Here is a 12,075-nt window from a genome sequence, read left to right as displayed (position 1 = left end):
AGCGTAGGCCGTGCCGGGCGCGAGCCCGCCCCCGCCGACGAGGAGGAGCGACCCATGGCCCGCAATGTGCGCCTCCTGCGCTGCACGCCCGACGACGTGTTCCGCGTCTTGGCGAACGGCTGGCTGTACCCGCTGTGGGTGGTCGGCACCTCTCGCATGCGCGACGTCTCGGAGCAGTGGCCCGCCGAAGGGGCGACCCTGCATCACTCGTTCGGGTCATGGCCCCTCGTGGTGAACGACACGACGGTGATGCGCGAGTGGGACCCGCCGCGCCGCGCGGTCCTCGAGCCGCACGGCGGACCGATCGGCATCGCCCGCGTCGCGATCGACGTGAAGGCACGGGGTGACGCGTGCGTCGTCCGCATCCAGGAGGAGCCGGTGACCGGCCCGACGAAACTTCTGCCCGACACCGTGTTCGACGCGATCACGCGCTACCGCAACGCCGAGACGCTGCACCGGCTCGCCTACCTCGCCGAGGGCGGGGCGCCCGGAACCTCGGGCGGCTCTGCGGCGGCGGGCTTCGCATCCACCGCCGAGAGGGAGTTGATCCAGCGATGAGCGAGAGTTACGACGCCGTCATCGTCGGGTCGGGCCCCAACGGGTTGGCTGCGGCGGTCACCCTCGCCCGGGCGGGCCTGTCGGTCGCCGTGTACGAGCGGGCCGAGACCTTCGGGGGAGCGGCCTCCACGGCCGAGCTCACCCTCCCCGGATTCCGCCACGACGTCGGCTCGGCGGTGCACCCGCTGGCCCTGGAGTCGTGGTTCTTCCGCGAGTTCGGACTCGAGCGCCGCGTGCCCTTGATCGTGCCCGAGGTGTCGTACGCGCACCCGCTCGACGGCGGGCGCGCAGGCCTCGCCTACCGCGACCTGGCCCGCGCGGCCGACGGGCTGGGCGTCGACGGCCCCGCGTACGAACGCCTCATGCGCCCTCTGGTCGAGCACCTCCGCGGGGTCGCCGACTTCACGGGCAATGCGCTGCTGCGCATTCCGGGCGACCCTCTCGCGGCCGTGTTCTTCGGCCTGCGCGCGCTCGAGCAGGGCGGTCCGTGGTGGAACGCGAGGTTCCGCGACGACGTCGTGCCCAGCATGATCACCGGCGTCTCGGCGCACACGATCCTGCACCAGCCGAGTCTCGCCGCGGGTGGGGCCGGCCTGGTGCTCGCGACGTACGGGCACGGACGAGGCTGGCCGATCCCCGTGGGCGGCAGTCAGTCGATTGCGGATGCCATGGTCGCCGACATCCGCGCGCACGGCGGAGTGCTGCACGCCGGTGTCGAGGTCACCGCGCTCGACGAACTCCCGCCCTCGCGCGCGGTGCTGCTCGACACCACTCCGCGTGCACTGGTGACGATGGCGGGGGAGCGGATGCCGGAGCTGTACCGCCGTCAGTTGGAGCGCTTCCGCTACGGCGGCGGCGTGGCCAAGGTCGACTTCGCCCTCTCGGATGCGGTGCCGTGGGCCCACCCCGACGTCGCCCGCGCGGGGACGATCCACATCGGCGGCACGCGCGCCGAGATCGCGGCGGCCGAGAACGCCGTCGCCCGCGGCGAACTGCCCGACGCGCCCTACGTGCTGGCCGCCCAGCCCACGCTGTTCGACCCCACCCGGGCGCCGGAGGGCAAGCACGTGCTCTGGGCCTATACGCACGTGCCGTCGGGCAGCCCGGCCGATCGGGAAGAGGCGGTCGTTCGCCAGATCGAGCGCTTCGCCCCCGGCTTCCGCGACACGGTGCTGGCGTCTTCGTCGCGCACCGCGACCGACATCCAGGCGTGGAACCCCAACTTCCCCGGCGGTGACATCTCGGCCGGCGCTCCGAACCTCACGCAGTTGCTCGGGCGTCCCGTCTACAGCCCCGACCCGTGGCGTACCCCGATGAAGGGCGTCTACCTGTGCTCGTCGTCGACCAGTCCCGGGCCCGGCGTTCACGGTCTGGCCGGATGGCACGCGGCGTTGAGCGCTCTGCGCCACGAGTTCGGCACGCGCCTGCGACCCGACCTCGCTCCCCGCGACGACCAGCTGCACGCGGCGGCCTCCTCGGCGTCGTAGCCGTGCCCGAGGGCGACAGCGTCTTCCGGCTGCGGCGACGACTCGACGCCGCCACCCGGGGAGTGCGCATCGCCGACGGCGAGCTCCGCTCGGGCAACGCTGCGGGCAGGAGCCTGGCGGGTCTCGGCATCCGGAGCCACGACACCCACGGGAAGCACCTGCTGACGCGGTTCGACGACGGGTCGACGCTGCACACCCACCTGCGGATGCAGGGGAGCTGGACGATCACCCGCGCGGGCCGGACGCTGCCGACCGCCGTGCGCGAGAAGGCGCGCGTGCGGTTCCGCCTCGACGACGGGCGCGAGGTGTGGGGCCTCGATCTCCCCGTGGTCGACCTCGTGCCCACGGCCCGCGAGGTCGACGTCGTCGGCTTCCTCGGCCCGGATCCGCTGCGCGACGACTGGGACGCCGCCGAAGCCGTGCGGCGCCTCTCGGTGCACCCCTCGCGGCCCTTCGTCGCGGCGCTGCTCGACCAGTCGCTGATCGCCGGCCTCGGCAACCTGTGGGTGAACGAGCTCGCCTTCCTCCGCGGCATCCACCCCTTCGCACCCATCGGGGCGACCGACCTCGACGCGCTCGTGGAGCTGGCGGCGCGGTGCCTGCGCGTCTCGGCGACGGTGCCCGGGATGTATCAGGTGACCACGGGGAACGCGCGCAAGGGAGCGTCGCACTGGGTGGCCGGTCGAGCCGGGCGGCCCTGCCTGCGCTGCGGCACGCGCGTGCGCGTGCGCGATGAGGTGGCGAACGATCCCGAGCAGCGTCGCACGTGGTGGTGTCCGCGGTGCCAGCCGATGCCCGAGGGGCCCGATGTCGGAGGTTCCGGGTAGAACGGAACCATGGCCGTCGAACGCGAGAACCTGTTGCGGGTCACCCGCATCTACGCCGAAGACGCCGCTCTCGAGCTCGAACGCGGGCGCGAGATCGTGGCACGCTGGCCCGAGGCCGACATCGTGCCGATCACCTCGCACTGGCAGATCCCCGAGGTGCACGGCGACGAGACCAACGTCGCCCGGTGGGTGCGCATCAAGACCGAGGCGCTCGTGCTCGGGGTCAAGAAGAGCGTCGTCACGCGGGTGAACGGCCGCTCGGCGGACTTCATCGCGCCGTCGCTCTCGAACGGGTGCGCGATGGCCTGCAGCTATTGCTACGTTCCGCGACGCAAGGGCTACAGCAACCCCATCACGGTGTTCGCCAACGTCGAGCAGATCTCGCGCCACCTCGCGCGCCATGTGGCGGCGCGCGGGGCCAAGACCCAGCCGAACCAGTGCGACCCCGACGCGTGGGTGTACGACATCGGCGAGAACGGCGATTGCTCGGTCGACGCGATGATCAGCGAGAACGTCCGCGACGTGTGCGACCTGTTCCGCATGATGCCGACGGCGAAGGTGTCGTTCGCGACGAAGTTCGTCAATCGCGATCTTCTCGCGTGGGATCCCGCGGGTCGCACCCGCGTGCGGTTCTCGCTCATGCCGGCCGGCACGGCCCGCGTCACCGACCTGCGGACCACGCCGATGTCTGAGCGCATCGCCGCGATCAACGACTTCGTCGACGCGGGCTTCGAGGTGCACGTCAACTTCTCGCCCGTCATCCTCACGCCCACCTGGCTCGCCGACTGGGAGCAACTGTTCGACGAGCTCGACGCGGCGCTGCACGCGCGCGCCAAGGCGCAACTCGCGTGCGAGATCATCTTCCTCACGCACAACGAGGCGCTTCACGAGGTCAACCTCGGGTGGCACCCGAAGGGCGAAGACCTGCTGTGGACGCCCGAGGTCCAAGAAGAGAAGGTGTCGCAGAACGGCGCGACGAACGTGCGTTATCGCCACCCGCTGAAGGCGCAGAGCGTCGCCGCGCTGACGGAGCTGGTGGCGCGCAAGCTGCCGTACTGCCGGGTGCGCTACGCCTTCTGACGACGCGTTGCGGCGGTCAGCTGATGTCGCCGGCGGGCGAGCCCTCGGTCGTCGCCGCTTCGTCGGCGTCGTGCTGGGCGGCCGCGCCCTCTTCGGGCGATTCGCTGCCCGCGCCGGCGGAATCGTGGTCGGGCGTGCTCTTGTCGTGGGTGGTCATCGCTTCTCCTCGCGTTCGACGTATCGGCGACGCTCGCACGCGGGCGCCCGGGTGACAAGGGGGTCGACGCGCCTCTTCGGACACGTCGGGGGTCAGAGCGGGGTGACGCCGTAGCGCTCGCGGAAGTCGGCGGTCGCCGCCTCCTCGAAGTCGTCGGCGTCGTCGCGCAGGTCAATGTCGCCCATCGCGATCACAGCAGCGGCGCGAGGGCGCCGGCGGTCAGGGCGAAGGCCAGGGCGGTGCCGCCGACCGCGGTCGCCGTCAACACGCTCGCACGCTCGAAGCGGTGTCGACGGGCGGTGTTCGCGGGGTGGGAGGTGGTGCGCAGCGAAGCCTTCGCGGCGCTCAGGGCGTCGTAGCGCCCGATCGGAATGCCGTGCGCGTCGCGCGAGACATACCCGCCCGAAACGGCGTCGACGCAACCGAAGTACTCGCCGCCGCGGTGGGCGACCCAGAATCCGGTGTCGACGTTGGCCCAGAGCACGCGAGCGGCGCCGAGGGTGGAGGGGATGGATGCCGTGGTCATCTCAGGCCGCCACAGACAGCGAGCGGCGACGCGCAGGTGCCGTCGTTCGCGTGGGGTTGACACGAGGCGACGCCTCGCTGGTGGGGATGTCGACGCGGAGGTCGACCACCAGGCCGGCGGAGGAGTTGGCCATGTCGGCCATGTTCTTCAGCACGGTGGCGTTGAGGGTCTCCGGCTCGGCGCTGTCGAAGACGAAGCGCATCGGGATCGCCGGCTGGAGCCAGAGGGTGGAGCGGCCGGGGGTGCCGTCGACGTGCGTCCAGCTGAGGGTGAAGCTCTCGCTGCGGCGGAGCTTGGTCGTGACGACGACCTTGAGGTGGGACAGCAGGCGGTCCGGGATCTGGATCGACTCGGTTGCGGTGCCGTAGTACAGGTGGCCCATGGGGAACTCCCTTCGGAAGCGATTAGCTGTGTTTAGAACATACTCGATTAGTAACTAGTTTGTCTAACTATTATTTCGGGTGTACAGTTCCGGGAAGAGCGGGGAGGAGTGTGTCATGACAGACGTCGAAACCACGTCCCGCGGACTCACGCCCACGGGAACCGACGAGGTCACCTACTGGTACGGAGACGAGCCGAGCGATCGACGACACCGCAGCAAAGCGGTGCTCGAGGCTTTGCGCATCTATCGCGCCGCCGAGGTGGCGATGCGTCGTCGTACCCGCGACTCCATGTCGATGGGCGAGAACGAATTGCTCGTGCTGCGCTACCTGCTTCGCGACTCCACGCGGCGGGTGCGGCCGGGGGAGCTGACGAGGTATCTCGGGCTCTCCACGGCATCGACCACGGCGATCCTCGACCGTCTCGAGCGGTCGGGTCACATCACGCGGTCGAACAACCCCGACGACCGCCGCAGCATCTTCATCCAGGCCACCCCGCGCGCTCACGCCGAGGTGCGACAGACGCTCGGCAACATGCACGACCGCATGCTCGCCGCCGTCATCGACATGACGCCCGACGAGTCCGCAGCGGTCGTGGCGTTCCTGCAGCGCATGAGCGACGCCGTCGACGGCGTCGCGGTCGAGACCCCGGCGGTCGATTCGCCGTGATCTATGTGCTCGTCGGCGGCCCGCGCGACGGACAGCACGTGGATGATCTGCCCCGCGGTTACCGCCTCTCCCTCAGTGACCCGCAGCCCGCACCCTTCGGCGAGTTCGACACCGTGCGGGCGGTGTGGTTCGAGCTCGACGAGGCCATGTTCCGCACGACGCAGCGTCGCGACTGAGCCGTACTGCACGGGGAGTCGCGAGGCAACCCACCGGCGGTGCGGGGCGCGAGGCCGCAGTGTTGCAGCATGCGATGCGTGACTTATGCCGGCGAGACCGTGATCACCACCGACGACGTCGCGGCGTCACTGGTCGAGCTGACCGCGGCGGTCGCCAAGGAGGGCCAGGCCGAGGCCGTGAGCATTCCGATCGTGACCGACGACAAGAAGGTCGCACAGGCTGAGCTCGTGATCGGCGTCGGCAACGACGTCTTGTCGGCACCCCTCGAGTGGGATGACGAGCAGCCCGACTTCTCGCACGCCGCGAAGGAGCTGAAGGAGCACCGGCTGTTCCCCCGACCGCACCTGCGCGCCGTCGACCCCGATCCTCACGCCGACGACGAGCCCATCGACTGGGACTTCGATCAGCCCACGCAGGCCTGAGCACGCACCGGGTGATTTCCGCCGCCGCGCGGGTGAGCAACGAATTGATGCTTGCCCGCCGCGGAGGCATCCGTTATGTTCGCAAGTCCGTGCCGCCGGCACGGAAGGCCGAGAGGACGAGACGATGACCGCCATGCGCGATCTGCGTCAGGAGCAGCAGGGAACGAACAAGTCGTTCCCTCTCTCGTCGTACCCTCCGGCGCCGGTCGTCTAGAGCTCTTTTGCTCACGCCCCGCACCGTCAGGTCGGGGCTTTTCTCTTTCCCTCGTAGGGGAGGCGTCTCGATCCGAGGCCGCTCCCGCGACGTCTACGGGACACCCGCACGACGTCAACGCACGAAGGAAAGGAACCATGCAGAAGCTCACCGAACGACTCGTGTCGTGGGCGAGCCTGATCGACGACAAGACCGTCGAACAGGCCCGCACCTCGTCGCGGATGCCGTTCATCCACCCCCACATCGCCCTCATGCCCGACGCCCACCTCGGCCTCGGCGCGACGGTCGGCTCGGTCATCCCCACGCTCGGGGCGATCATGCCGGCCGCCGTCGGCGTCGACATCGGCTGCGGCATGATCGCCGTCAAGACGCAGTTCACCGCCGCCGACCTCGACGGACGCGACCTGTCCGAGCTGCGTCAGCAGATCGAGCGCGCCATCCCGCTGTCGGCCGGCCGCGACAACCGCAAGATCGTCGCGACCGCCGAACCGCGCATCGCCGAGCTCGAAGACCGCGCCGAGAAGGCCGAGTTCGATCCGGCGTCGTACGCGGGGCACTGGCGTCACCAGCTGGGGTCGCTCGGCAGCGGCAACCACTTCATCGAGATCTCGCTCGACGAGAACGACGACGTGTGGATGTTCCTGCACTCCGGGTCGCGGGGCATCGGCAACCGCATCGCGAAGCACCACATCGGTGTCGCGCAGCGCCTGGCGAGGCAGTGGTGGATCGAGCTGCCGCATCCCGACCTCGCGTACCTGGTCGAGGGCACGCCGGAGTTCTCGCGGTACATCCGCGAACTGCGGTGGGCCCAGCACTTCGCGCTGCTCAACCGCGAAGAGATGATGGACCGCGTCGCGAACCAGCTCGGTCGGTTCCTCGACACCCCTGTCGAAGAGCGCGAGCGGATCAACTGCCACCACAACTTCACCGAGTCCGAGATGCACTTCGGCAAGCGGGTGTGGGTCTCGCGCAAGGGCGCGATCATGGCCGACGAAGGTCGGCCGGGCCTGATCCCGGGGTCGATGGGCACCGCGTCGTACGTGGTGGAGGGGAGGGGCGACCCGGTGTCGCTCAACTCGTCGCCGCACGGGGCGGGCCGGGAGTACTCCCGGTCGGCCGCGCGAAAGACCTTCACGCACGAGCAGCTGCGTGAGGCGATGCGCGGCATCGAGTACCGCGACACCGACGCCTTCCTCGACGAGATCCCGCAGGCCTACAAGCCGATCGACCGGGTCATGGCCGACGCCGCCGACCTGGTGAGCGTGCGACACGTGCTGCGGCAGATCGTCAACGTGAAGGGCGACTGAACCGGATGCCACGGGCGCGAGCGAGCGCCCGTGGCATCCGTCTGCGATCCTCCGAATGTCGTTCTTCCGGAGGATGCGGGAGCGTCCTCGGTCGGTGAGCATGGAAGGGAGCTTGCGAAGCCGCGCGGGCCGTCACTTCCCCCCTGGAGTGCGAACCATGTCACCTGAGTCCGTGTCACCACAGCAGGTCGCCGACCGGCGAGAACGACAGCGCGCGTGGATCCGTCTCGCGAGGGAACGCCTGTCGGCGTTCGTCCTTAGCTCGGCGGGGGAGGTCGACGCCGCGTCCCGCGAGGCCGAGACGGCCCTGCGCGAAGCCGTGTCGTCGGGAGCCGCGATCGAGACCATCTCGGCCGAGCTCGAGGTCAGTCCGCGAGCTCTGCAGGCGATCGTCGACGGCTCCGTGCCGTTGCGCAGCCTGCACCCCGACGACAGCCTGCGGCCCGCCTGAGTCGACGCCGGCCGTCTCGAGCGGGGTTACGCTCTGTCGAGAGCGTGCGGCGAGGAGGCGACGGCATGAGCGAACGCCGGTTCGAGTGGGGTGGGCTGAGCGCCGACCGCGGCGACTACGTCACTGCCGCCGAGGCGCTGGCCATGCTCGAGGTGCTCGCGCTCGCGCAGGCCGATCTGGCGGTGACGACCGAGCTGCGCGACGGCGCCGCGTGGGCGCGGTTCGCTCGCGGTGACAGGTGGGCGCTGGTGTCGACCCCCGGGTCGCGCTGGTTCTCGGTCGAGACCGACACCGGCCATCGCGTGCAGATCGTCGATGCGAACTCGTCGAAGGACCAGAGCGCGCAGTTGCTCGCGGTGTACGTCGACGTCGCCGAGGCCTACGTGCGCGGTGACGCCGAGCCGGTGCGCGGCCGGGGCCTGGCCGGCTCCACGCTCACGGTCGACGTGAACGGCCGGCAGGTCATCCTCACGCAGGCCATCGGTCGACGCGTGCGGGGACTCTTCGGCCGCTAGAGCCGGCGGCGGTCGCGGTCAAGCCGGTGCCTCCGCCGGGTCGCGGTTGCGAGGCTGGAGGTCCACGCGACGAAGGGACCCGCATGAGCGACCAGCAGAACTCCACCCCCGACGACGCCGCCGACCTCGGCGACGACGACACGGTCAAGCCCAGCCAGGAGAACGACGTCGACGAAGAGGCCAAGGCGCCGTCGAAGGACGACCCCAACGCCGACCACCAGGCCACCGGCATCGGCGTCATCGGCGACGAGTGATCCGGATGCCGCGGGGTGGTGCGATCGCGCGCCCCGCGGCACCGATCCGCGTCGGGGTGGCGCCGGGCGCGGTGATAGCCTTGACCGGTCCGCCTCCGTAGCTCAGGGGATAGAGCGTTGGTTTCCGGTACCAAAGGTCGCAGGTTCGATTCCTGTCGGGGGCACCAGGCGAGACAAGGGATCGCGGGTCATTCAGACCCGCGGTCCCTTTCTTCATGGCAACAGGGTGGCAACATTCGCTGAGCGGCGGGCCTGATCGAGAGCGGCCGCGACCGCGTCCAGATCGTCGTCGAACAGGTCCGCGTAGGTGTCGAGCGTCATCGCTGCGGACGCGTGACCGAGCATTCTCTGCACGGCTTTCACGTGTGCGCCGGCCTGCACGGCTAGGGAGGCGGCCGTGTGGCGCAGGTCGTGCGGGGTGATCCTCGGGAATGTCCGGTCTGCGTCGCGCGCTCGAGCTACGGCGCCGGTGAACCACCCGTTGCGGGACGCGGGGAGCTTCACGTGGATCTTCCCGTCTCCGAACAGCAGATCGTCGCGACTCTTGCCTTCGGCGAGCTTCGCAATCGGCAGCGCGAGGAACTCGGGGTAGGGGACCGACCTCGAGCGGTGCGTCTTCGGAGTGCCGACGTGGACGAGGCCCGCGACTAGGACGGCGTTCTCCTCGACCTTCACGCGCCGTCTGAGCGCCTCTACGTGCCGCACCCGTAGTGCAGTCGCCTCGCCCCATCTGAGGCCCGTGTAGGCCAGGAAGAGGACGAGGGTGGCGTGCTGCGGGCGAGTGGCGTCGACGAGCTGCTGTACCTGCTGGTGCGACAGGTAAACGCGCGGCTTCGTGGAGCCCTTCGCTGGGAGGTCGACGTCACGGGCCACGTTGCGCGCAAGACGGCGATCGCGGACGGCGACGTCGAGGATGCCGGCTAAGACGCCATGGGCACGCCTGACGGTCGTCGAGCTCGCCGTGCGCGCGGGTGCGTCACCCTTGGCTCTGCCGGTTGTAGTGCTGGCAAGCTCGGAGATCCACGTCTGTACCTCGCTGTGCCGGATGCTGCCGACGGTGCGAGTCCCCCATCGTGGTTCGACGTGCGTTTGCCAGGCGGAGACTAGGGGCAGGTAGCTAGACGGTTTCAGCACGCCCTCACGGTCTCGGAGCCAAATTTCGCCTAGGTAACCCACCGTCGCGGATGCCGACGACGGGTCGATGTATTCGCCCCGGTCTTTCGATGTCTCGACCTCGCGCAGCCGGCGCTCTGCATCCGCCTTCCGAGCGAAGCCGCGCTCCTGGGTCTGAGAGTGATCAGGGCGCCGGTAGACGATCCGGTAGAGCTTCTTGCCAGCCTTCGTCTCGTAGGCGTAGACGCTACCCATCGGCCTGACCATAAGTGCCGAGCAAGCCCTGAGACCGCGCGCGCCGGATCCAGAGAGTCGCAGTCGGCGCCGTGAGTCCGAGGGCATTCTGTACGGCGAAAGCCGGAGACAGATTGAGGATCTGGGCGTAGCGGTAGACACGAGCTGTTGCGAGCATGGCCTCCCGCGACGAAGGTCCACCGTCGACGATCTCAGATCTCGCCGCGGACACCTGTAGCGGATCGAACAAGTCGCCGGCCGACAGCGTGACCTCCGCGTATCCGTCGAGAGCGTCTCTGAGGTGAGCCAGGATCGGCATGTCTCGGAGGCGGGCCCCCGTCACTTCGTTCGATTCGCCGTGGTTCCCGAGCGCGAAACCGGCGATGTAGTAGCGCCCGAGCTTTTCGCCATACCGAACCTCGAGCCGGATCGTTGAGCCATCGAGGGGGTCTTCGCCGACCGCAGTCACCTCTCGCCATACGACGAGATCAGGCTCCGTGTGTACGCGGCCGCCGCTGTAAGCGAGAGGTTTCCAGACCCATGTCATGAGTGAAGCCTATTACGGTGACCCGTCATGCTTGCATTATGGTCCTGTGACGTGGTTCAATTATGCACCAGTGACGCAGGACCATAAGACCGAAAGGCATGAACCATGACCGAGACGTATCTCACCCCGCACCAGGTCCACGACAGGTGGCCATTCCTATCCGTAGGGCACCTCGCCCAGCTGAGGTTCATCGGTGCAGCCGAGCACGGCAAGGGGCCCAAATTCCTCAAGCCCACACCCCGAACCGTCGTCTATCGGGAGTCGGACGTAATTGCGTGGCTCGAAGCATCCGAGCGCACGAGCACCGCCGCGGTGTCGCGGTGACCACGAAGAAAGCCCCCGGCGCCGTTGCAGCGGCATCCGAGGGCGAAGACCAGGACCCCTGGAGAGGAACGATCATGCACATCATCCCTGAAACCGACGACGCGCGCCAGATGGTGCGCGAGTGGGCTGCGAAGGCAGTCGCATCCGAGTGCTCGTGCGGGACGCCGATCGTCGACACCGTCATCGAGCGCGGACACGCAGAGCACGAATACCACGCCCCCACTTGGCCCCAGCAGCTCACCCCGTGGTGGGCGAGCAAGACCACCGTCAGCTACCAGGGCCTCGGCGAAGCGGGGGTCACGTTCACCTCGGGCTACGGAGAGACGGTCATCTCGGCGTTCGTGACGGTAATCGTCAGCCGGCGGCACGCGCACCTCAACCCCGGCAAGGACGTCGGCGAGTGGATCGAGTACGGCCTCGAGGTCAACATCTCCGAACCGCACGAGGGCATGACACTCGTCGAGGCTGAGGGCGTGCTGTTGTCGCTCTCGCGATCGGTGGCTCGCCTCCGTCAGATCAAGACGGTCGGCGCATGACCGCCCCGAAATCGGAGACGCAGGGCCAAGCCGAGGCGTGGCAGCAGGTGTGCCGGCTCGCCGAACGCGCGGGCTTGTGCTCGCGCTGCGCCGCACAACTCGCATGGGGCGCCCAGGAAGGGTCGGGCGGGTTCTCGTCGATCCACGCTCCGTGCGCACCGTGCACGGTGGTCATGCTCGAGTGGCCTGTTGCTCGGTCGAATGGGTGGCGTACCCCGCGCGGGAAGCTCTCGCTACCCCGCACCTGGTCTGAGGACGTACCGACGAGCCGCACAGAGTCGCCCACGGCCAATCCTG

Annotated in this window: 18 protein-coding genes and 1 tRNA gene; 14 read left to right on the top strand and 5 right to left on the bottom strand. The window is 69.1% G+C overall.

Annotated elements, in window-relative coordinates; all coding sequences use genetic code 11:
- Positions 1-54 precede the first annotated feature (54 nt).
- The 4 genes from RWH43_RS00980 to RWH43_RS00965 are packed head-to-tail and all read left to right on the top strand — an operon-like array spanning position 55 to position 3,952.
- A complete protein-coding gene (locus RWH43_RS00980; RefSeq protein ID WP_154095984.1) occupies positions 55-558 on the top strand; it encodes an SRPBCC family protein in 504 nt (167 codons plus the stop codon).
- The gene (locus RWH43_RS00975; protein ID WP_316000430.1) at positions 555-2,045 is read left to right on the top strand and encodes a phytoene desaturase family protein; all 1,491 of its coding nucleotides are present in this window, start codon (positions 555-557) and stop codon (positions 2,043-2,045) included. Before RWH43_RS00980 ends, RWH43_RS00975 begins: the two co-directional genes overlap by 4 nt.
- 2 nt (positions 2,046-2,047) lie before the next feature.
- Positions 2,048-2,872, top strand: coding sequence for a DNA-formamidopyrimidine glycosylase family protein (locus RWH43_RS00970; protein ID WP_230704346.1), 825 nt, complete (start codon positions 2,048-2,050; stop codon positions 2,870-2,872).
- A 9-nt stretch (positions 2,873-2,881) separates the two neighbouring features.
- Positions 2,882-3,952 (top strand): spore photoproduct lyase family protein, encoded by a 1,071-nt coding sequence (locus tag RWH43_RS00965; protein ID WP_316000429.1) that lies wholly within the window; start codon positions 2,882-2,884, stop codon positions 3,950-3,952.
- 16 nt (positions 3,953-3,968) lie between these two features.
- On the opposite strand, the gene RWH43_RS00960 is transcribed toward RWH43_RS00965, so the two are convergent.
- From RWH43_RS00960 to RWH43_RS00950, 3 genes are all read right to left on the bottom strand, one after another.
- Entirely contained in the window at positions 3,969-4,109 is a 141-nt protein-coding gene (locus RWH43_RS00960) for a hypothetical protein (protein WP_186325387.1), read from the bottom strand.
- A 190-nt stretch (positions 4,110-4,299) separates the two neighbouring features.
- Entirely contained in the window at positions 4,300-4,635 is a 336-nt protein-coding gene (locus tag RWH43_RS00955) for a hypothetical protein (protein WP_144828640.1), read from the bottom strand.
- Between the two features lies 1 nt (position 4,636).
- Positions 4,637-5,017: a DUF7882 family protein gene (locus tag RWH43_RS00950; RefSeq protein WP_144828637.1), complete on the bottom strand. Its 381-nt coding sequence runs from the start codon at positions 5,015-5,017 to the stop codon at positions 4,637-4,639.
- Between the two features lie 115 nt (positions 5,018-5,132).
- Here RWH43_RS00950 and RWH43_RS00945 point away from each other — a divergent pair, with 115 nt between their 5' ends.
- The 8 genes from RWH43_RS00945 (at position 5,133) to RWH43_RS00910 (ending at position 9,191) form a co-directional block, all read left to right on the top strand.
- On the top strand, positions 5,133-5,684 hold the full coding sequence (locus tag RWH43_RS00945; protein WP_144828634.1) for a MarR family winged helix-turn-helix transcriptional regulator: 552 nt from the start codon (positions 5,133-5,135) through the stop codon (positions 5,682-5,684).
- A 38-nt stretch (positions 5,685-5,722) separates the two neighbouring features.
- Positions 5,723-5,860, top strand: a complete 138-nt coding sequence (locus tag RWH43_RS00940; RefSeq protein ID WP_186325386.1) for a hypothetical protein — start codon at positions 5,723-5,725, stop codon at positions 5,858-5,860.
- A gap of 69 nt (positions 5,861-5,929) precedes the next feature.
- A complete protein-coding gene (locus RWH43_RS00935; RefSeq protein ID WP_186325385.1) occupies positions 5,930-6,283 on the top strand; it encodes a hypothetical protein in 354 nt (117 codons plus the stop codon).
- Between the two features lie 351 nt (positions 6,284-6,634).
- Entirely contained in the window at positions 6,635-7,804 is a 1,170-nt protein-coding gene (locus tag RWH43_RS00930) for an RtcB family protein (protein ID WP_144828629.1), read from the top strand.
- Positions 7,805-7,961: 157 nt separating this feature from the next.
- On the top strand, positions 7,962-8,255 hold the full coding sequence (locus RWH43_RS00925; RefSeq protein WP_154095978.1) for a hypothetical protein: 294 nt from the start codon (positions 7,962-7,964) through the stop codon (positions 8,253-8,255).
- Between the two features lie 65 nt (positions 8,256-8,320).
- A complete protein-coding gene (locus RWH43_RS00920; RefSeq protein WP_144828624.1) occupies positions 8,321-8,770 on the top strand; it encodes a hypothetical protein in 450 nt (149 codons plus the stop codon).
- 83 nt (positions 8,771-8,853) lie between these two features.
- Positions 8,854-9,024, top strand: coding sequence for a hypothetical protein (locus RWH43_RS00915; RefSeq protein ID WP_186325384.1), 171 nt, complete (start codon positions 8,854-8,856; stop codon positions 9,022-9,024).
- Positions 9,025-9,115: 91 nt separating this feature from the next.
- A tRNA-Arg gene (locus tag RWH43_RS00910) sits at positions 9,116-9,191 on the top strand.
- 46 nt (positions 9,192-9,237) lie between these two features.
- Here the strand turns inward: RWH43_RS00910 and RWH43_RS00905 are convergent.
- Complete coding sequence (locus RWH43_RS00905; RefSeq protein ID WP_316000428.1) at positions 9,238-10,392, bottom strand: tyrosine-type recombinase/integrase; 1,155 nt, start codon at positions 10,390-10,392, stop codon at positions 9,238-9,240.
- On the bottom strand, positions 10,385-10,918 hold the full coding sequence (locus tag RWH43_RS00900; protein ID WP_316000427.1) for a hypothetical protein: 534 nt from the start codon (positions 10,916-10,918) through the stop codon (positions 10,385-10,387). The genes RWH43_RS00905 and RWH43_RS00900 overlap by 8 nt, the downstream gene beginning before the upstream one ends.
- Before the next feature lie 105 nt (positions 10,919-11,023).
- Here RWH43_RS00900 and RWH43_RS00895 point away from each other — a divergent pair, with 105 nt between their 5' ends.
- Together RWH43_RS00895 and RWH43_RS00890 are read left to right on the top strand one after the other, a co-directional pair.
- Positions 11,024-11,242: a helix-turn-helix transcriptional regulator gene (locus RWH43_RS00895; RefSeq protein WP_316000426.1), complete on the top strand. Its 219-nt coding sequence runs from the start codon at positions 11,024-11,026 to the stop codon at positions 11,240-11,242.
- The gene (locus tag RWH43_RS00890) at positions 11,239-11,778 is read left to right on the top strand and encodes a hypothetical protein (RefSeq protein WP_316000425.1); all 540 of its coding nucleotides are present in this window, start codon (positions 11,239-11,241) and stop codon (positions 11,776-11,778) included. The genes RWH43_RS00895 and RWH43_RS00890 overlap by 4 nt, the downstream gene beginning before the upstream one ends.
- Positions 11,779-12,075 lie beyond the last annotated feature (297 nt).

It is taken from the genome of Microbacterium algihabitans (assembly GCF_032464975.1).
GTDB lineage: Bacteria > Actinomycetota > Actinomycetes > Actinomycetales > Microbacteriaceae > Microbacterium > Microbacterium algihabitans.
Note: the sequence above shows the minus strand (reverse complement) of the source record. Positions and strands in the feature narration are given on the sequence as shown.

Bases quoted from the DNA above. Each gene is read 5' to 3' on its own strand.
- RWH43_RS00980 (WP_154095984.1), top strand. From the start codon at position 55: ATGGCCCGCAATGTGCGCCTCCTGCGCTGCACGCCCGACGACGTGTTC.
- RWH43_RS00975 (WP_316000430.1), top strand. From the start codon at position 555: ATGAGCGAGAGTTACGACGCCGTCATCGTCGGGTCGGGCCCCAACGGG.
- RWH43_RS00965 (WP_316000429.1), top strand. From the start codon at position 2,882: ATGGCCGTCGAACGCGAGAACCTGTTGCGGGTCACCCGCATCTACGCC.
- RWH43_RS00960 (WP_186325387.1), bottom strand. From the start codon at position 4,109: ATGACCACCCACGACAAGAGCACGCCCGACCACGATTCCGCCGGCGCG.
- RWH43_RS00955 (WP_144828640.1), bottom strand. From the start codon at position 4,635: ATGACCACGGCATCCATCCCCTCCACCCTCGGCGCCGCTCGCGTGCTC.
- RWH43_RS00950 (WP_144828637.1), bottom strand. From the start codon at position 5,017: ATGGGCCACCTGTACTACGGCACCGCAACCGAGTCGATCCAGATCCCG.
- RWH43_RS00945 (WP_144828634.1), top strand. From the start codon at position 5,133: ATGACAGACGTCGAAACCACGTCCCGCGGACTCACGCCCACGGGAACC.
- RWH43_RS00935 (WP_186325385.1), top strand. From the start codon at position 5,930: ATGCGATGCGTGACTTATGCCGGCGAGACCGTGATCACCACCGACGAC.
- RWH43_RS00930 (WP_144828629.1), top strand. From the start codon at position 6,635: ATGCAGAAGCTCACCGAACGACTCGTGTCGTGGGCGAGCCTGATCGAC.
- RWH43_RS00925 (WP_154095978.1), top strand. From the start codon at position 7,962: ATGTCACCTGAGTCCGTGTCACCACAGCAGGTCGCCGACCGGCGAGAA.
- RWH43_RS00920 (WP_144828624.1), top strand. From the start codon at position 8,321: ATGAGCGAACGCCGGTTCGAGTGGGGTGGGCTGAGCGCCGACCGCGGC.
- RWH43_RS00915 (WP_186325384.1), top strand. From the start codon at position 8,854: ATGAGCGACCAGCAGAACTCCACCCCCGACGACGCCGCCGACCTCGGC.
- RWH43_RS00905 (WP_316000428.1), bottom strand. From the start codon at position 10,392: ATGGGTAGCGTCTACGCCTACGAGACGAAGGCTGGCAAGAAGCTCTAC.
- RWH43_RS00900 (WP_316000427.1), bottom strand. From the start codon at position 10,918: ATGACATGGGTCTGGAAACCTCTCGCTTACAGCGGCGGCCGCGTACAC.
- RWH43_RS00895 (WP_316000426.1), top strand. From the start codon at position 11,024: ATGACCGAGACGTATCTCACCCCGCACCAGGTCCACGACAGGTGGCCA.